Below are 18,369 nucleotides of genomic sequence, written 5' to 3'. Positions count from 1 at the left end.
AGGAGATTATTATGAAAATTGAATTGAAAAATAAAGAATTATCACCAGCAATCGAATTTTTACAAACATTAAACTTAAAACCGGCTGATAGCCGTCATCGTTCTAAGTTCGTCAACTTAATTGTAAGTGCATTTAACGAGCTATCTAAAGAAGAACAAGCTCTATTAAAAGAATTTGATTTAGTTAATGAAGATGGTGGATTAAAAGACCAGACTGAAAAAAATAAAGAAAATCGTTTGAAATTTAATATTGAGCAACAAAAATTGTTAAACGAAGTGGTCGTTATTGAAGGTGGCACATATGCTAAAAACATTGACCAAATTCCACGAATTTTAAACGAAATTGAAATGGAACTATCCGGTAAAAATGCTGAAATTTATGATCGCTTATTAGATGAATTTGAAAAAACAGAAGATTTAATGAAAGACGCTGAATAATCGGCGTCTTTTTTAATACAAAAATTGAAAGTGAGGAAATATAAATGAGTTTAAAAACAACAAAATCAGTATCGTTAAATGGTCAAAGTATGGTGAATGGAGTCCAAGCAGTTTTTTATAGTGCAAATGTTAGCACTGACGGCAACAACACTACCAGTATTAATCAATCTATCACTGATTATGAAATCTACAAAGCAAATAGAGAAGAATGTCGTGCTGACTACGAAGAATTTCAACAAATGGTGTGGAAAATCGAAGATGAATTGATAGATGAAGAAACAGCAAAAAATAAGCTGGTTAAAAAATAATCATCGGTTTTGAAGAGGGTATGTTATGGGCAAATTATTGGAACTTAATAGTCTTTTACTTGCATTGGGATTAGGAGGGATTACCGGTTTTTGTCGACTGATTTACAAGCAAGTAAAAAAATCACGAGAACAAGCGCAATCCTCGCGTGAAAGAACGGAAGAACGATTTCGAGTTTTGGAATATGCGAATGTCGCAATACTCCATGACAAAATTTACAAACAATGCACTGTATTTCTTGAAGATGGTTGGATATCAGTAGACGATATGGAAAATTTGGAATATTTGTGGCGTGGATACAAGAAATTAGGCGGAAATGGTACAGGAGAAACCTTATACAAAAAGGTCCTTCTGTTGCCGAATGTTAAGGAGGAAAAATAAAATGGATTTTAGTCAGTATTTAGTACCAGCGGTTATGGCAGGTTGCTTAGTAGTAGGTTATTGCATTAAAAGTATTAAAAGCTTACAAATTAACGATTATATCCCAACGGTTTTAGCTGTTTTGGGAGCATTAATTGCTGTTAGCTTAAACGGATTTAGTGTTGAGGTAGCGATTGCTGGTGCAGTTAGTGGACTAGCTTCGACTGGTTTACATCAAGCTTTTACACGGTTTTTAGATGGATTAAGTGGGAGTCAAAAAAAGGACGGTGAATAACATGCAGATTTTTGACGGAGTAGCAAACATTATCATTTTAGCGCTTTTTGGGATTTTACTGTTTGCTTTGTTAGTTGCCATTTATCAATGTCTGAAATCCTTTCGTATTGAGCGACTAAAGAATGAGTTATCTATCAAACGTAGCTACGCAGAGATTTTTATTAGTTCGTCGAATAGATTTGATCGTGAACTTGTTAAATCACAGTTAATTGACGCTTTGACTAAAGATAAAATCTCCTTTAGTTATGAAGAAATTTACAAATTAATTGAAACGGCTAAACAAGATTTGTTAGGAGGCAAGTGACTATGTCTACGAATATGGAAACTGCAATTAAACATATGGAATCACTCAAGGCAAAAGGTATCAGGTACTCCATGAATGGCAGCCGTACAGGTACTGATGGCACAGGAGATTGTTCTGGAACTGTCTATGCTTCACTTAGAAAAGGTGGCGCTACAGATGCAGGCTGGGTATTGAATACTGACAGTATGCACAGTTGGCTGGAAAAGAATGGCTTTAAATGTATTGCAACTAATAAAGAATGGACTGCAAAGCGTGGAGATATTGTAATCTTTGGACTAAAAGGCGCATCTGGCGGAGCAGCAGGCCACGTAGTTATTTTCATTAGCAACACACAGATCATTCATTGTACATGGAAGTCCGCTAGTGCAAATGGGGTTTATGTTGACAATGAAGCCACTACTTGTCCTTACAGCATGGGGTGGTATGTATACCGACAAAATGGTAGCACTTCACCATCAACACCTTCAGCTGGAAAAGTGAAAGTGCTAAATCATGCAACTAACTGGTCTCCTTCAAGTAAGAGTGCAAAAATTGCAAGCTTTGTAAAAGGCGGTACTTTTGAAGTTAAGCAGCAACGCCCTATTTCTTACTCTTACTCTAACCAAGAGTATTTAATTACTAATAAAAGCACAGTTTTAGGCTGGATTTTATCCCAAGATATTGAAGGCGGTTATGGCGCTAACAATGTAGGGTCTAAACCAAGTCTACCTACTGGCTTCACAAAAGAAGAATTAACCTTTGTGAATGGTAATGAGCCTATCACTACTCGCAAAAATAAACCAAGTCTTTCTTCTCCTACAGCAGCAGCTCTGTTCCCAGGTCAATCAGTTAAATATCTTGGGTGGAAAGTAGCGGAAGGATACACATGGATTTACACAAAGGACAAACGTTATATTCCTGTGCGACCCGTTGGCAAGGCTGCATGGGGAACATTTAAATAGAATAAAACCCCGATCTCTTAATTGAGGTCGGGCTATTTTTTTGCTCTTTTTTTAAAAAACACTTCAATAATTAACACAAATGTGTTGACGATATATCACAAATGTGATAATATATAAATATAGAAAGAGATAATAAAAAAAGGAGACGATCATTATGATTATTCAAAAACCTGTTGCAACATTCGAAATTACTGTAGCTTCAAGCGACTACTTTAATGTAAATGTTAATGACATCGCAGTAAAAGCTTATTCTTCTATTGAAAAAACTAAAAAAGGACAAAAATTCTTACGATTTAACCGTGACATCAAGATTAATGGTAAAGAAGCAAATAAATTAGCGATAACAGATGAACAAGCAGAACAATTAGCTGCTGAACTGAATGAAGTAAAAACAAATAAAGAACAAGAAATTATTGAATTTATGAAATCTTTAGATTTAAACGGAATTGAAATGAAAAAAACTTATCCACAAGCTCTCGTTTTTATAAACTTAGACGAAAAATTAGTTGAAGCGATTGATGAATTTGAAAAGTTCGATTCTGGATTTGTACGAGACGCATTTTTTAAATATGCAGCACGTCGCTATGAACGTGAAGATAGTTATTATCAACACGAAGTAACAAAACAAATGGAACCAATGTTTACTTTCAGACCTAAACAAGAACAAAATGAACCTAAATCTGCTGAAAAGAAAGAAGTCACATTTGAAGAACTTTCATACGAGATAGAAATGGCTGATAATGCTCGAATTATGTCAGATGAAGATTTTGAAGATATTTACGATTTACCACGTTCAGACTTTTTAGGTGGGAGCGATACAAGCTTCGAGCCTGTTTTAGATATGCCGAAGGAGGAATGATAAATGCAATATTCTGTCTATCGTTTCATTTCAGAAGACTTAAACATGACTGTCAATGCTTTTGCTAAAGCCACGTTTACAAAGCAATCGCGACTATCAATGTGGAAAACACGTGAAAAAACGGTTGGAGAACTACCTATTCAGCTATTAGTCGATCTAGTAGCTGAATCCGGACTTTCTTATGATGATTTACTTCACAAGCTGATGCAGTACGAAATTGATTACGAGACAGAAAAAGCTGGGATCGATTTGAATGGCTAAAATTGACTATATTTTTATCAAAGAAAAAGGAGCCTAAATAAAAGGCTCTTTTTTTAATATTTATAGCAAACTACTACATATTTTAGAAGAACAGAATCGGATTATTTAAAAAACGTAAACATGTTCGCTTTAAAAAATATAGTACAATAAATTTAAAAAGCTACCCAAAAGCTACCCAAAATAACAATATGTAGATATATACGTTTATTAAAATATAAATTAAAAAATTTATATCTCGTTTTTTGGGTAGTTTTTGGGTAGTTGGTCAAAAAGAAAAGCTCTAAGCCCTTATATATCAAAGGTTTAGAGCTGTTAATGGAAGCGGGTGACGAGAATCGAACTCGCGACGGAAGCTTGGGAAGCTTCTGTTTTACCACTAAACTACACCCGCGAGACAAGAATTAGTATATAGCTTTTTTTATTTTCGAGCAAGTAATTTGTTGTTCTTTTTGAAAAAGGCTTTAAAGAAAGAAATAGTATCCCCTTTTTAGAGAAATCGTCTCTTATTTTAATAAAGTTTGAAATAATTATTATGAAAATTTCGAAAGCTAGAATTATCACAGCTTTTATAGTATAATTTCGGTTTGAGGAGTACAGGGTACTTCTTCATTTTTTGAGTAAAGGAGCACCTATGTTTCAGGAATATAAACCAACTTGGATGGTATCAGCCATCTATCAAATTACACCGGAACAATTAAAAAAACATGGTATTAAAGCTGTTTTAACAGATTTGGATAATACTTTAATTGCATGGAATAACCCTAACGGCACAGAAGAGTTGCGTCATTGGTTAAAACAAATGGACGCAGCGAAGATTCCAGTCGTGGTGGTTTCCAATAATAACCATGAACGTATCGCTCATGCTTTAGCGCCATTTGGCTTGGATTTTGTTGCGCGTGCGTTAAAGCCTTTTTCCAGAGGTATTAAAGCCGGCTATCAAAAGCTGGGAATGAAAAAAGAAGATGTCGTGATGGTAGGCGATCAAATTATGACGGATATTCGTGGGGCCAACCGAGCTGGCGTGAAAAGTATTTTAGTCAAGCCTGTGGTGGCAACAGACGGCTGGAATACCCGTATCAATCGCTTTTTTGAACGGAAAATTATGAAGCATTTACAAAAAAATAATCCGGATATGAAATGGCAAGGTGAACTAAATGACTGAAACTGAAACAATTTATTGTATTGGCTGTGGTGCAGAGATTCAAACACAACGTCCAGGCGAACTAGGTTATACGCCCCAATCAGCTTTGGATAAAGGACTTGAAAGTGGCGAAGTCTATTGCCAAAGATGTTTTCGTTTGCGGCATTATAATGAAATTCAACCCGTTGCTTTAACGGATGATGATTTTTTGCGATTATTAAACGAATTAGGGCAAAAAGATGCACTAATTGTAAACGTAGTGGATATTTTTGACTTTAATGGTTCTATTATTCCAGGCTTGCATCGCTTTGTAGGAAATAATCCTGTCTTGTTAGTAGGCAACAAAGTGGATATCTTACCGAAATCTTTAAAACGGGGTAAAATGACCCAATGGATGCGGGAAAGAGCGCACGAAGTTGGTTTACGTCCCGTTGATGTTTTATTGACTAGTGCAAAAAAACCACAAGAAATGACAGAACTACTGGAAGCAATTGAAAAATACCGCGACGGACGTGATGTCTATGTGGTAGGCGTAACAAATGTTGGCAAATCGACTTTGATTAACCAAATTATTAAGCAAACGGCTGGGGTGCAGGATTTAATAACCACCTCACGTTTTCCGGGTACAACCTTAGATAAAATAGAAATTCCTTTAGAAGATGGACATTTCTTAATTGATACACCAGGAATTATTCATCGCGAGCAAATGGCCCACTACTTAGGAGCGCAAGATTTAAAAATTATCGCGCCGCAAAAAGAAGTTAAACCTAAAGTGTATCAATTAAATCCAGAACAAACACTCTTTTTGGGTGGTTTGGCTCGCTTTGATTTTATTAAAGGCGAACGGAGCTCATTTGTAACCTATGTTTCAAATGATGTAGAGATTCATCGAACTAAACTTGCAAATGCGGATGCTTTTTATGAAAAACATGTTGGGGGATTATTACAGCCTCCTCGTCCAGATGAAGTAAAAGACTTTCCACCTTTACAGCGTTTTGAATTTTCAATTAAAGAAAAAACTGATATTGTCTTTGCTGGGCTAGGCTGGATTACGATTACCGTACCCTGTGTTATAGCTGGTTGGGCTCCTAAAGGCGTATCTGTATTAACTAGAAAAGCATTGATTTAGAAAGAAGGCAATTATGGAATTACGCGGAAAACAAAAACGATTTTTAAGAAGTAAAGCGCATCACTTACAACCAATTTTTCAAATTGGTAAAGGCGGTGTCAGCGGTCCAATGATTATACAAATTGGAGAAGCGTTGGAAAAGCGCGAATTAATTAAAGTTTCTTTGCTACAAAATACGGATGAAATTGCAACAGATGTCGCCCATATTTTAGCCGATGAAGTACATTGTCAAGTTGTCCAAATTATTGGTCGTGTTTTGGTTTTATACCGTCCAAGTAGCAAAGAGAAATATCAACGAATTTCAAAAGAAGTAAAAGCGATTTAGGAGGTTTGGCAGATGCAAAAAGTGACAATTGATGTCGCACCTACTGTTAAGGTTGCACCACTCAAAACCGACCGGCGGAAACAAGTTGGGATTTTAGGTGGAAACTTTAATCCTGTCCATTTGATGCATTTAATCATTGCAGATCAAGTAGGGCAACTTTTGGGTTTAGATGAAGTACGCTTAATGCCAGAATATCTGCCGCCTCATGTCGATGCAAAAAAAACAATTGCGCCAGAACATCGCTTGGCGATGTTGGAGCTTGCTGTAGCAGATAATCCGCGCTTAAAAGTAGAAGATATTGAAGTGAAGCGACAAGGTGTAAGTTATACTATCGAAACGATGAAACTGCTAAAAGAGCAAAATCCAGATGTTGATTTTTATTTCATTATTGGCGGTGATATGGTGGCTTATTTACCAAAATGGCGCCAAATCGATGAATTAATCGATTTGGTTCAATTTGTCGGGGTGAAACGTCCTAATTACAGCCAAGAAAGTCCGTATCCCATTATTTGGGTGGATATTCCGCAAATGGATTTAAGCTCCTCTGAGATTCGCAGGAAAATTGCTCAAGGATGCTCAGCTCGCTACTTTCTCCCAGATCCTGTGTTAAACTATATTTTAGAAAAGGGGCTGTATCTGGATGAAATATAGTGAAAATTATACGGCAATGGATCGTGAATTATTAATGCAAAAAGTTCAAATGCAAATGAGCGAAAGACGTTTTAAACACGTTTTAGGTGTTGAAGAAACTGCGATTGCACTCGCTGAAAAGTACGGCGCCTCCCTTGAAAAGGCCAGCATTGCCGCATTGACTCATGATTATGCTAAAGAAAGAAGCGATGAAGAGTTTCAACTTGTCATTCGTCGAGATGGCTTTGATTTAGCATTATTAAAATGGAATAATGCGATTTGGCATGGTATCGTTGGGGCTGATTTTGTGCAAAGGGAGCTTGCCATTGATGATGATGAAATCTTGAACGCCATTGCATTGCATACTACTGGAGCAGCTGAAATGTCGCTTTTAGCTAAAATTATTTACGTCGCAGATTTTATTGAACCGGGACGAGATTTTCCTGGTGTAAATGAAGCAAGAGAAATTGCTTTGGTTAATCTAGATGATGCAGTAGCTTATGAAACCAAACATACATTAGCTTATTTAATTAAACAAGGAAAACCAATTTATCCCAAAACCATTGAGACATATAACAAGTGGGTTGCAAAACGCGCTTAATTAAAGAGAAGTACAATTTTAGGAGGGAATCACCATAGAAAGCGAAAAGATATTACAGACAGCTGTGAAAGCTGCTGATTCAAAACATGCACAAGATATTATTGCTTTAGATGTGCGGGAAATTTCACTATTAGCGGATTACTTTTTGATTTGTTCGGCCAATAGTGAACGTCAGATCAATGCCATTATTGATGAAATTGTTGAAAAAGAAGAAGAACAAGGAGTTGCCATTAAGCGAATCGAAGGTAAAGATGGTGCCAAGTGGGTTTTAATTGACTTGGGCGATGTTATCGTTCATGTCTTCAGTACCAGTGAGCGCGAATTTTACAATTTGGAAAAATTGTGGTCAGATGCCCCTTTAGTCGACTTAAATGCATGGCTTGTGTCTTAAAATGGCCTATGAAACGTTTGCTTTTGTTTATGATGAAGTCATGGACAAAAGCCTTTATGAAAAGTGGTATGAATTTTCCAAACGTCATTTAAAGGGAAAAACGCAATTGTTAGAGTTGGCTTGTGGTACTGGTGCTTTAGCCTGTCGGTTTGCCAAAGCAGGTTATGATGTAACAGCCTTAGATTTGTCAGAAGAGATGTTAATGATTGCTAGCCAAAGAGCTCTTGAAGCTGATGTTTCCGTTCAATTTATTGAAGGGGATATGCTGGATTTAAATGACATAGGTGAATATGATGCGGTTACTTGTTTTTCCGATTCATTGTGTTATATGCCAGACGAACAAGCTGTGCAACAAGTATTTGATGGCGTCTATCAAATCTTAAATGATGAAGGTATTTTTATTTTTGATGTTCATTCTCTTTATCAAATTAATGAAGTTTTTCCGGATTATAATTATCATTATCAAACCGATGATTTTGCTTTCTTATGGGAAAGTTATCAAGGCCAACTCCCTAACAGTATCGAACACTTTTTAACTTTCTTTGTCGCCCAAGATGCAGAAAGTGATTTGTTTGAACGGCGCGATGAATTGCATAAAGAACGCACTTATTCGTTAGAACTCTATCAAAGAATGTTAGAAAATGCAGGCTTTAGCCAAGTCGCCTGTTTGGGAGATTTTACAGATAGTGAACCCAATGAAAAAACGCGTCGTTGGTTTTTTGTCTGTCAAAAATAATTAAAATTTTATCCGAATTTTGTATGTTAGCATAAAACATATAAAGTTCGGATATCTTTGTTTTTTGACGAAGGTGTTTTTATTTCTAGATAATGAAGGAGGAAATTATGAGAGCCTGTGGCGTAATCGTTGAATATAATCCCTTTCATAATGGTCATCTTTATCATGTAAAGAAGGCGCGTGAAAAAAGTCAGGCCGATGTAATAATAGCTGTAATGAGTGGAAATTTTTTGCAGCGGGGAGAACCGGCTATTGTCGATAAATGGCAACGAGCACAAGTTGCTCTTTCAAATGGAGTCGATGTAGTAGTGGAACTACCTTTTCAATATGCCTGCCAAGCAGCGGATATTTTTGCCAAAGGAAGTGTCCAAACATTAGCACAATTACGGTGTGAAAGTTTATGTTTTGGTACCGATTATGATACTTCTTTTGACTATAATTATTTTGGAGAGCAGCTAATTTTGCGAACAGAAGAAATAAAATCTCTTTTTGAAGAAAAAGCCGATCAGAAAAAAACTTACCCTCAGATTATGCAAGAGGTTTATCAAACACTTTTTAATTTGTCACCAGTAGATCAAATATTACCAAATCATATTTTAGGCTTAAGCTATGCGAAAAAAAATGCACAATTAGAAAATCCAATGCACTTAATTGCGATTAAGCGACAAAAAGCCGGTTATCATGACATTGAGATTACAGATGAGAAAATTGCGAGTGCAACTGCAATCCGGCAATTGCTAGCAGCTAAAAAAAATATTGCTGATTTTGTCCCAAATGAAATGGCGCTAGCTTTGAAAATGCCCAATATTTCGTGGCAGCAATTTTGGCCTTATCTGCGCTACCGCATACTGAGCAGCACAGTAGACGAGCTATTGACAATTTATCAAATGGAATTAGGCTTAGCTTTAAAATTACAAGAAGTAGCCGCAAAACAGAGTGATTTTACAATATTTCTGGCTAAAGTTAAATCAAAACATTTTACTGTCACCCATATCCAACGAGTGCTTTGTTACATTTTGTTGAATATACGCACAGAAGAAATCACAAATGCGTGGGACAACAATTATTTGCGCATTTTAGGTTTTACTGCTGAGGGTCAAAAGTATTTGAATAGTATCAAAAAAACTGTAAGTTGGCCTATTTTAGCCCGGGTAGGAAAAAGTGGAAATAAACAAGTACCATTAACGTTGCGCTCAGATGAAATTTATCGTTTAGCAAGTAAAGAAATCCAAGAACAAAACTTTGGTCGGATGCCACTTAAACTGAATTGATATAAAAAAATACTTCACATAAAGCTGAGACACAAGTATAATGGAAAAGGACGTTTTTTCGTCAGTTGAATAATATAGAAACGGAAGTGAAAGTATGGGACGTAAATGGGCAAATATCGTCGCGAAAAAAACCGCAAAAGACGGTGCAAACAGCCGTATTTATGCAAAATTTGGGATTGAAATCTACGCAGCAGCAAAATCAGGTGATCCTGATCCCCACGCTAACCAAAAATTACGTTTTGTTATCGAACGGGCGAAAACGTATAATGTGCCAAAGCACATCATTGATCGTGCGATTGAAAAAGCAAAAGGTTCTGGCGATGAAAACTATCAAGAATTGCGCTATGAAGGTTTTGGACCAAACGGCTCAATGGTCATCGTGGATGCTTTAACAAACAACGTGAACCGTACTGCAGCAGATGTACGGGCAGCTTTTGGCAAAAATGGTGGGAATATGGGTGTTTCTGGAGCAGTTAGTTATATGTTTGACAATACTGCTATCTTTGGTTTTGCCGGTGAAGATGCTGACGAAGTTTTAGAATATCTAATGGAAAAAGATATTGATGTTCGTGATGTAATTCAAGAAGATGACCAAATCATCGTCTATGGTGAACCAGAAGATTTCAACAGCATTCAAGAAGCTTTGAAAGAAAAAGGAATCAGTGAATTTTCAGTAGCTGAAATTCAAATGTTACCGCAAAACGAAATCAAATTAACCGGTGAAGACTTGGAAAAATTCGAAAAAATGATTGATGCATTAGATGATTTGGAAGATGTCCAACAGATTTTTCACAACGTTGAACTAGACGATTAACTATAACTTTAATTGCGATTATTAAACACCTCTTCGTTGTAAGAGGTGCTTTTTATATTACAGTAGTGAGATTTCACCGTGTTATAAGCTAGAGTAACGTTAATGCAAATCAATTTTGAGGTGAAATTATGAAAGTAAAAGAATATAAAATTGGCCGTGGGAAATTTATTATGACTTTGAAAACAGAGTGGATCCCTAAAGATAAGCGTGACTACAAAGTTTTGATTGCATGGTTAGTATTTCTTGAATTCATCGTCTGGATGTTAATTGGAAAGTGAGTAAAAATGAATAAAAACAATAGTTTTAAAATTATGTGGTTATTAGCAATTTTAACAATATTTTATGCAGTATCCATACAAAATTGGTGGTTATCTATTGTAGCTATGGTTGTTTCAGGTATTTTTTCTTGGTATGCGAGAAAGAAAAGATAAGAGTAGAACTTGCAAGTATCATAAGCATAAATTGTAGTCATAAAAAAACTGACTTGTTAAAATTTATAACGCTGCTTAAAGATATTTTTTGCATTTAAGCTTAATTTTTGACAAGCTTTCCTGCCTTTGGGATAGTGGAATGGGAGGTGTTAGAATGATTAACGCTTATAAAGAATATTGGCATAACATGACTGTCATGAACGCATCAGCTAAAAGAGGACAATACTGGTGGCCGCAAGTTATTAATTATTTAGTTTTGGCAATCTATTCTGTTGTTACAGGAATTAACCGCTACATTGAAATTACCCCAGACGATGGTACTGTTATTAAAGAATGGAATGCTGTTACACTGGCTTTCATTTTGTTGAGTGCATTAATTTGGTTAGCTAATTTTACTGTCCGCGCGCGTCGTTTACATGATCGCAATCATAGCAATTGGTGGATTTTATTTTACTTAATTCCTTTAATTGGCACTATCATTATTTTTATTACCTTAATCTTGCCAAGTAAAGCTAATACACGTTGGCCTATCAATCAATCAGAACTTTAGATTGTTGTGAATCACAAACATACCGAAAAAAAGACCAAGTTCTTACCAGTAAGAACTTGGTCTTTTTTAAGCTTTTTTATTTAAAAGGCTTTGAATTGCGGTAAGAAAGTAAGGTAAATATAAAAACCATAGATTTAATCGTTGCCACAAACCGCGATGAGAAATTTGGAACTGGCTGATAATGGGAATTTTAGGCATTGCGAATAAAAACATAAATACCATTGCAGCCAAAAAGATAAGCGGTAAAAAAATGGTGAAGAGTTCATTTTTTTCTTGGCGATAAAGCAAAAACAGCAGCAGTGTGCCGATTAGAAGCGCCACAAAACCAGCGCCAGAAGCATAATTGTGTAACAAAGACGTGAAGTCAACTTCACTTTGGTTGGCAGCACGATCAAAAAGACCTGTAATGATGCAATCCCCCAGACCAAAAACAACGACTAGCAATGAAAGGATAAGAGCAAATCTGTGATTTGTCTCTTTAAATCGTTCATAAATTGCTGGTGCGCTTAAGACAAAAAGGCTGCCATTAATGATTTCCCAAATTTTAAAAGCCCATTTTGTGGGACTATCTGTTTCGCCAAAAGTTGAGATTAAATTATTGATTTGACTATAATTAGGATAATACCTTGCCAAAATAAAAGGGAGTGCAATTTCACTGATAATGGCCAACAGTAGTAAGTAAAAGCCATATTCCTTTAGTATTTTCATCTACATCACTCCATCAATTCATTTGCTTACTTTTTTATTTTAGCCTTATTTTTAGAACTTGAAAACTATTATGTCTTTTAGAAAGGGCTGCCAAAAATAATAGGAAATTTATTGAATTATGCTATACTATTACTGCTTTATAGTTAAAAAGAAAGAGGTCGCATTTGTGGAAAGAAAATATATTTTAGCCTTAGATCAAGGGACAACAAGTTCACGTGCTATTGTCTTCAATAAAAAAGGAGAAGCTGTGGTAAGTGCACAGCGGGAATTTCCTCAAATTTTTCCCAAAGCAGGTTGGGTAGAACATAATCCAGTCGAAATTTGGAATTCCATTCAATCAGTGATTGCCGATGCCTTGATTGATGGGAATATTAAACCCCATCAAATTGCCGCGATCGGCATCACAAATCAACGAGAAACGACGGTCATTTGGGATAAAAAAACAGGAGAACCGGTCTATAATGCGATTGTCTGGCAATCCAAGCAAACCAATGCTATTGCCAAAAATTTAAAAGATAATAGTTACAGTAAAATGATTCAAGAAAAGACAGGCCTATTAATCGATTCTTATTTTTCTGCTACCAAAGTAAAATGGATTTTGGATCAAGTAGAAGGTGTGAGAAAACGGGCGGAAAACGGCGAATTACTTTTTGGAACTATCGATACTTGGCTTTTATGGAAACTAACCGGTGGTAAAGTTCATGTTACAGATTACACCAATGCAAGTCGTACAATGATGTATAACATTCATAATTTAAGTTGGGATGATGAGATTTTAGCCCTTTTGGATATTCCCAAAAGTTTATTACCAGAAGTGCGATCCAATTCAGAAATTTATGGCTATACGGATGATTACTTGTTTTATGGCCAAAAAATCCCAATTGCAGGTATGGCAGGGGATCAACAAGCTGCTTTATTTGGGCAGCAGGCTTTTGAGGTAGGAAACGTCAAAAATACGTATGGTACTGGTGCCTTTATTGTGATGAATACTGGACAAGAGGCGATTACTTCAAAAAATGGATTGCTCACAACAATTGGTTATGGCCTCAATGGCAATATTACTTATGCTTTAGAGGGAAGTATTTTTGTAGCAGGATCGGCTATCCAATGGTTACGAGATGGCTTACGTTTATTTGATCAAGCGCCAGCTTCTGAAAATTATGCCAGTCGCGTAGCAGATAGTGATAACGTTTATGTTGTCCCAGCTTTTACTGGATTAGGGGCGCCTTACTGGGATCAAGAAGCTCGCGGTGCTATTTTTGGTTTAACACGAGGAACAACTAAAGAACATTTAATTCGCGCAACACTGGAGTCTTTGGCTTATCAAACTTGTGACGTAGTGAAAACGATGGCAGCAGATGCACAAACACCCATCACTATTTTAAAAGTTGACGGTGGTGCCTCTAAAAATGATTTACTACTCCAATTTCAAGCTGATATTTTACAGTCACCGGTTGAAAGAGCCAGTTATTTAGAAACAACTGCGCTGGGTGTTGCTTATTTAGCAGGGCTTGCCGTTGGTTTTTGGCAAGATTTAGCCGAGTTGAAAGCTTTTCAAGCCCAAGGAAAAACATTTCAACCACAAATGGCCGCAGATGTTTGTGAAAATCTATATGCAGGCTGGCAAGAAGCTGTTCAGGCGACAATGGGCTTTAAACATCGCCCTTTGGAAAAATAAATATTTTTCTTTTTTGGAAATTTCATTTCATTTTGTTTAAAGAAAATATGCTATACTGATTAAGAGAAAACGTTATCTTTAAGGTGGTGGGATTGCTTGGAAAAAATTTGTTTGGAACCATTTGATCGCATTTTAAGTGATTATCAACAAAAAGCGGAATTAGCTGTCTCTGTGGGGGCTTGTTCAACATTAGCTGCACGGTGTCAACGTTTTGGCGTAGAAGGATATCGCTTGGGTGATTTTCGTGGTGCTGGGTATTTAAATCGTTATGTTTACTACAGTGTGACGCAAGCGCCAATGCTTATTTATCGCCAAAATTATCTGATTCCTTTAGTTTTTCGCCAAAATCCTGAAAGTTATGAATTATTTGCTGAAGAATTTCGTTTAGAGGGCTTTTTTAAACTATTAGCATGGTATTTAAAAAACGAACCCCAAAAAGTAATTTTGCGAGATCGCAAAGATCAAGAAAGATCCCATAAATACCAAGAATATATTGTTATTGATAGTGCTTTTTTAGTGTTTCGGCTATCTGAAATAATTGACGCGGCGGGCTTACCGCTGAGTCAATGCCAAAGCCTAAATGAATTTAAAGTGTGGAATAAAAGGCATCGCTTAATTGATAATGGTTTGGTCGGCCGCCATGCTAAACTGTTTGATGAAACCGATAAAAAACAATTATCCGAATTAAAAATGATTTTAGCAATTATTCAGTTAAAATATCCATACATGCCATTATTTATCTAAAAATACCCAAACTATTGCAAGGACCTACTTTTAAAGTCGATAAGACAAGTAAGCAGTCTGTGATAGTTTGGGTATTTTTTAGCAATTAATTAGACGTACAATATTTTATAAAATAATTTTATTAAAAGTTAATGGATCTGCGGTTTCAAAAAATGGTGAGAGGGGTTCATGACTAATAACTGTCAGTTCATGCATTGCCCGGGTAGCAATTGTATAAAAAATTAAGCGATCTTGTGTTGTTTTAAAGCTATCGTCAATTTGCCATGCATAGACGCGATCAAATTCCAATCCTTTTGCTAAATAGGCAGGAATAATCATAATTCGTCGTTTCATAAAGTCTTCTTCTGAAACGATTAATTGTATTTCTTGTTGCATTTTTTCATCTAATGCTTCATAGAGTGCGATACACTCTTGACTCGTGCGACAAATAATGGCAGTACGCCAGTATTTTGCTTTTGCTTCATTTGTTTGTAAATCGTTTTTCAAATAATCAAGGCATTGTGTTTTATTAAAACCAGTAACCAAGGTTGGCAAATCACCTTTTCGGGCGGTCATTTCCACTGCATCTTCTTTAGATAAAAACTGATTAGCAAAGTCTGTGATTTCTTTTGTTGAACGGTAACTAGTCGTTAACTGATAACGGGTCACTTCTTGATTTGGAAAAAGAGCAGATAGATTGCCTACAATCGTTTCGTTACCAAAAACCTTTTGATTTAAATCCCCACACAAGGTAAGGTTAGCTTGAGGATAAAGTTCTCGTAATAAGGCAACTTGAGCTGGGGGAAAATCTTGCATTTCATCAATAAAAATAAAGCGGGCTTGAACAGGAAGGTCGATTGGCCGCAACCCTTTTAAGAGTAAAAAGAATAAAACGGCATCTTCTTGTTTTAAAAGACGATTTTTTAACAATTCGCGAGTATCTTCCCAACTTTTTTGCCATTGATTTTCTGTCACATGGTTTTCTGCCAAAGTTTTTTTAGAAACGTTTTGTAAAAAGTGCAAATATTGTTTAGAAAAGTTAATAAATTGAAAACGATGGATACTTTTAACCATACTGCGAAAATGCCGTTTTACAATTTGTTTTTTGATTTGATTCCGTAATTTTCGTTCGTTTTCTTCGGAGTCAGTAAGGTTAGGATGATCTGCAAAATATTGTTGCAACTCTTCTTCGGCTGCGTCTTTTACCCAAGTCTTTTTGGCTTCATCTTTTTGAAGGCCGCCAACTTTTTTCAATAATTTTGTCTGCAATAGTTGTGTGCGTTGATAAAGAGGCAAATTTGGGTTTGTTTCTTGATACCAAGTTCGCATCTGCTTAGTAGAAATTAAAGTTTGCCCATTGACTTTCAAATTGCGAAACAGCGGCCCCAATTCCGTAATTGCTTGAATATATTTTTTACTTGCATTTACTAAAACCAAACTGCTTTTTAACCGTTCGCTGTGCTTTTCATTACCTGATAAAAAGACATCTTCTTGCTCGGCCTCTTTTTCAATAGTAAATTGTGGTAACAATTGGTCCATAAAAGAGCGGAACGTCCGAGTTGGGACTGTGCTTTCCCCAAGCGAAGGTAAAACCATTGAAATATAATCAGAAAATAAGTGGTTAGGTGAAAATAAAAGAACTTGTTCATCTGCCAGCCATTTACGATTCCGATATAACAGAAAAGCAATTCGCTGTAAAAGGGCCGAAGTTTTACCGCTACCGGCGATGCCTTCAATTAACATTACTTTACTGGTGGTATTCCGAATGATTCTATTTTGCGCTTTTTGAATAGTGGAGACAATATTTTTCATTTGAGAAGAAGAGGCTTCATCTAAAATTTCTAATAAAAATTCATCATTAATCACTTCAGAAGTGTCTACCATAGAAAGCATCTGGCCATCTTGAACTTTGAATTGTCGTTTTAATAAAAGTTCTACCTCATAGCGGTCGTGATCGGTTTCATAAAAAGCCGGCCCCAGCTCACCTTCGTAATAAAGATTGGCAATGGGGGCCCGCCAATCGATTACAATTGTTTCTTGATTTTTATCCCGCAAAGAGGCAATACCCAGATAAAGAGTCTCCTTATTTTCTTGGCCTTCTTTAAAATCAATACGCGCAAAATAAGGATTTCCCGCCATTGCATAAAGCGTTTTTAATCGTTTTGCCTGACTTTCAGCGGTGTGATATTTGAGTAATAATTCTTGTTCATGTTGCCGATACTCGACAGCAGATTCATAAAAAGATTCATTTGAACCACCACGAATTTGATGATCGGCGACTTCTTTTAATTCAGCTTGCATTTTGCCAGTTAATTGTTGTTGTTGTTCTTTAATTACTTTTTGCTCATTGTAAATGAGCGCAATAGTTCGAGTGACATGCTGTTGCTCTTTGGCACGTTCATCCATAAAACAAGCCTCCATTCCGTAAGTGTGTGATAAAATCACGCCATAAAATTATAGCACAAGTTCGGCTATGAAAAAAAGGTTACATCTTTCAAAGATTTTCTAAATTTTTATGTAAATGAGAAAGGAAGAGAAAATGCGTACGGAAAAAGAAATGTTAGCCCGAATAAAACAAGTAGCTAAAAATTTACCTCAGGTTAAAGCAGTGGCAATTTCTGGATCGCGGGTTAATCCGCAAGCACCAAAAGATATATTTCAAGACTATGACATTGTATACGTGGTTGATGAAAAAGAGAGTTTATTAAAAGAGCGCAGTTGGCTAAAAGATTTTGGTGAAATCTTAATTATGCAATGTCCAGAAGAGATGACATTATTTCCGGCTACATTAGGAGACTGTTTTACATTTTTAATGTTGTTTACTGATAATAATCGCATTGATTTGCTGCTTTGTCCTATAAAAAGCCTGTCCGACTGGTTAAAAACAGAAAAAATCGTCATGCCCTTATGGGATCCCCAAAACCTACTTTCTGATTTAAAAAAAACGAATGCTGCTGGGTATCTTTTAATGCCCCCTAGTCAGGAGGAGTTTGCAGATTGTTGCAATGAGTTTTGGTGGGTATCGACTTATATTGTCAAAGGATTATGGCGCCAAGAAACCTTATATGCTACAGATCACCTTTATGGCATTTGTCAGAAGGAATTACGGCGCTTACTAAGTTGGCAAGTTGCTTTTGAACACCGATTCACCATTAGTATTGGTAAAAATGACAAATATTTACTAAAGTATCTCAACGAGCAAACGCAACAGCTATTATTAGAGTTGATGGATTTTACCACGAATGAAAAAATTTGGCAGAGTCTTGATAAAACACAAAAAATTTTTCATGAAACCGCGTTAAAACTTGCTTCGATTACCGGATTTTCGTATGATGCAAAAACGGCAATTTCTGTTCAAAACTATTGCCAACAATGGCATCTCGTGAGTAATATCGGCTAATTGTAAATGATTCTTTTTTTCATTTAGCCCTTTTTCATTTTCATTTCAAAATAAGAAAGTTATCCTATAAATGAAGCT

General features: G+C 36.1%; 24 protein-coding genes and 1 tRNA gene. 22 read left to right on the top strand and 3 right to left on the bottom strand.

Going from position 1 to position 18,369, the window contains the following annotated elements; translation table 11 throughout:
- Window positions 1–11: 11 nt before the first annotated feature.
- From RK01_RS04710 to RK01_RS04675, 8 genes are all read left to right on the top strand, one after another.
- A complete protein-coding gene (locus RK01_RS04710; RefSeq protein ID WP_016172136.1) occupies window positions 12–437 on the top strand; it encodes a DUF1617 family protein in 426 nt (141 codons plus the stop codon).
- 44 nt (window positions 438–481) lie between these two features.
- Window positions 482–745 carry a hypothetical protein gene (locus RK01_RS04705; RefSeq protein WP_016172135.1) on the top strand — a complete coding sequence of 88 codons (264 nt, stop codon included), beginning with the start codon at window positions 482–484 and terminating at the stop codon, window positions 743–745.
- A 25-nt stretch (window positions 746–770) separates the two neighbouring features.
- On the top strand, window positions 771–1,124 hold the full coding sequence (locus RK01_RS04700; RefSeq protein WP_016172134.1) for a hypothetical protein: 354 nt from the start codon (window positions 771–773) through the stop codon (window positions 1,122–1,124).
- A 1-nt stretch (window position 1,125) separates the two neighbouring features.
- Complete coding sequence (locus RK01_RS04695; RefSeq protein ID WP_016172133.1) at window positions 1,126–1,398, top strand: phage holin family protein; 273 nt, start codon at window positions 1,126–1,128, stop codon at window positions 1,396–1,398.
- Between the two features lies 1 nt (window position 1,399).
- Entirely contained in the window at window positions 1,400–1,702 is a 303-nt protein-coding gene (locus RK01_RS04690; RefSeq protein WP_016172132.1) for a hypothetical protein, read from the top strand.
- Window positions 1,703–1,704: 2 nt separating this feature from the next.
- Complete coding sequence (locus RK01_RS04685) at window positions 1,705–2,643, top strand: peptidoglycan amidohydrolase family protein (RefSeq protein WP_016172131.1); 939 nt, start codon at window positions 1,705–1,707, stop codon at window positions 2,641–2,643.
- Between the two features lie 154 nt (window positions 2,644–2,797).
- Window positions 2,798–3,502, top strand: a complete 705-nt coding sequence (locus RK01_RS04680) for a hypothetical protein (protein WP_016172130.1) — start codon at window positions 2,798–2,800, stop codon at window positions 3,500–3,502.
- Window positions 3,503–3,505: 3 nt separating this feature from the next.
- Window positions 3,506–3,763: a transcriptional regulator gene (locus RK01_RS04675; protein WP_016172129.1), complete on the top strand. Its 258-nt coding sequence runs from the start codon at window positions 3,506–3,508 to the stop codon at window positions 3,761–3,763.
- A gap of 320 nt (window positions 3,764–4,083) precedes the next feature.
- Here RK01_RS04675 and RK01_RS04670 read toward each other — a convergent pair.
- Window positions 4,084–4,154, bottom strand: a tRNA-Gly gene (locus RK01_RS04670).
- A 240-nt stretch (window positions 4,155–4,394) separates the two neighbouring features.
- On the opposite strand from RK01_RS04670, the gene RK01_RS04665 reads away from it, so the two are divergent.
- The 11 genes from RK01_RS04665 to RK01_RS04620 all read left to right on the top strand — a co-directional run bounded on the left by RK01_RS04665 (window position 4,395) and on the right by RK01_RS04620 (window position 11,782).
- Window positions 4,395–4,925 carry a YqeG family HAD IIIA-type phosphatase gene (locus tag RK01_RS04665; RefSeq protein WP_016172128.1) on the top strand — a complete coding sequence of 177 codons (531 nt, stop codon included), beginning with the start codon at window positions 4,395–4,397 and terminating at the stop codon, window positions 4,923–4,925.
- Complete coding sequence (gene yqeH, locus RK01_RS04660) at window positions 4,918–6,033, top strand: ribosome biogenesis GTPase YqeH (RefSeq protein ID WP_016172127.1); 1,116 nt, start codon at window positions 4,918–4,920, stop codon at window positions 6,031–6,033. Before RK01_RS04665 ends, yqeH begins: the two co-directional genes overlap by 8 nt.
- Window positions 6,034–6,046: 13 nt before the next feature.
- Window positions 6,047–6,358, top strand: a complete 312-nt coding sequence (yhbY, locus tag RK01_RS04655; protein ID WP_016172126.1) for a ribosome assembly RNA-binding protein YhbY — start codon at window positions 6,047–6,049, stop codon at window positions 6,356–6,358.
- A gap of 12 nt (window positions 6,359–6,370) precedes the next feature.
- Window positions 6,371–7,009 carry a nicotinate-nucleotide adenylyltransferase gene (locus RK01_RS04650; protein ID WP_016172125.1) on the top strand — a complete coding sequence of 213 codons (639 nt, stop codon included), beginning with the start codon at window positions 6,371–6,373 and terminating at the stop codon, window positions 7,007–7,009.
- The gene (yqeK, locus tag RK01_RS04645) at window positions 6,999–7,589 is read left to right on the top strand and encodes a bis(5'-nucleosyl)-tetraphosphatase (symmetrical) YqeK (protein WP_016172124.1); all 591 of its coding nucleotides are present in this window, start codon (window positions 6,999–7,001) and stop codon (window positions 7,587–7,589) included. Before RK01_RS04650 ends, yqeK begins: the two co-directional genes overlap by 11 nt.
- 49 nt (window positions 7,590–7,638) lie before the next feature.
- Window positions 7,639–7,980: a ribosome silencing factor gene (rsfS, locus tag RK01_RS04640; RefSeq protein WP_071864732.1), complete on the top strand. Its 342-nt coding sequence runs from the start codon at window positions 7,639–7,641 to the stop codon at window positions 7,978–7,980.
- A 1-nt stretch (window position 7,981) separates the two neighbouring features.
- Complete coding sequence (locus RK01_RS04635; protein WP_016172122.1) at window positions 7,982–8,716, top strand: class I SAM-dependent DNA methyltransferase; 735 nt, start codon at window positions 7,982–7,984, stop codon at window positions 8,714–8,716.
- A gap of 107 nt (window positions 8,717–8,823) precedes the next feature.
- On the top strand, window positions 8,824–9,987 hold the full coding sequence (locus tag RK01_RS04630) for a nucleotidyltransferase (protein ID WP_016172121.1): 1,164 nt from the start codon (window positions 8,824–8,826) through the stop codon (window positions 9,985–9,987).
- Between the two features lie 94 nt (window positions 9,988–10,081).
- Window positions 10,082–10,801, top strand: a complete 720-nt coding sequence (locus RK01_RS04625) for a YebC/PmpR family DNA-binding transcriptional regulator (protein WP_016172120.1) — start codon at window positions 10,082–10,084, stop codon at window positions 10,799–10,801.
- A gap of 128 nt (window positions 10,802–10,929) precedes the next feature.
- A complete protein-coding gene (locus RK01_RS13685; RefSeq protein WP_016172119.1) occupies window positions 10,930–11,079 on the top strand; it encodes a hypothetical protein in 150 nt (49 codons plus the stop codon).
- Window positions 11,080–11,386: 307 nt separating this feature from the next.
- Entirely contained in the window at window positions 11,387–11,782 is a 396-nt protein-coding gene (locus RK01_RS04620; protein ID WP_016172118.1) for a DUF805 domain-containing protein, read from the top strand.
- A gap of 66 nt (window positions 11,783–11,848) precedes the next feature.
- Here RK01_RS04620 and RK01_RS04615 read toward each other — a convergent pair whose 3' ends face one another.
- Complete coding sequence (locus RK01_RS04615) at window positions 11,849–12,490, bottom strand: DUF998 domain-containing protein (protein ID WP_016172117.1); 642 nt, start codon at window positions 12,488–12,490, stop codon at window positions 11,849–11,851.
- A 166-nt stretch (window positions 12,491–12,656) separates the two neighbouring features.
- Here RK01_RS04615 and glpK point away from each other — a divergent pair, with 166 nt between their 5' ends.
- Window positions 12,657–14,168, top strand: coding sequence for a glycerol kinase GlpK (gene glpK / locus RK01_RS04610; protein ID WP_016172116.1), 1,512 nt, complete (start codon window positions 12,657–12,659; stop codon window positions 14,166–14,168).
- Between the two features lie 96 nt (window positions 14,169–14,264).
- Window positions 14,265–14,912 carry a hypothetical protein gene (locus tag RK01_RS04605; RefSeq protein ID WP_016172115.1) on the top strand — a complete coding sequence of 216 codons (648 nt, stop codon included), beginning with the start codon at window positions 14,265–14,267 and terminating at the stop codon, window positions 14,910–14,912.
- 105 nt (window positions 14,913–15,017) lie between these two features.
- Here RK01_RS04605 and helD read toward each other — a convergent pair whose 3' ends face one another.
- On the bottom strand, window positions 15,018–17,297 hold the full coding sequence (helD, locus tag RK01_RS04600) for an RNA polymerase recycling motor HelD (RefSeq protein WP_016172114.1): 2,280 nt from the start codon (window positions 17,295–17,297) through the stop codon (window positions 15,018–15,020).
- 133 nt (window positions 17,298–17,430) lie between these two features.
- Between helD and RK01_RS04595 the strand changes: the two genes are divergently transcribed.
- The gene (locus tag RK01_RS04595) at window positions 17,431–18,291 is read left to right on the top strand and encodes an aminoglycoside 6-adenylyltransferase (RefSeq protein ID WP_016172113.1); all 861 of its coding nucleotides are present in this window, start codon (window positions 17,431–17,433) and stop codon (window positions 18,289–18,291) included.
- The last annotated feature ends 78 nt before the right edge of the window (window positions 18,292–18,369 follow it).

Source organism: Enterococcus dispar ATCC 51266 (genome assembly GCF_000406945.1).
GTDB classification, from domain to species: Bacteria; Bacillota; Bacilli; order Lactobacillales; family Enterococcaceae; genus Enterococcus_C; species Enterococcus_C dispar.
Note: the sequence above shows the minus strand (reverse complement) of the source record. Positions and strands in the feature narration are given on the sequence as shown.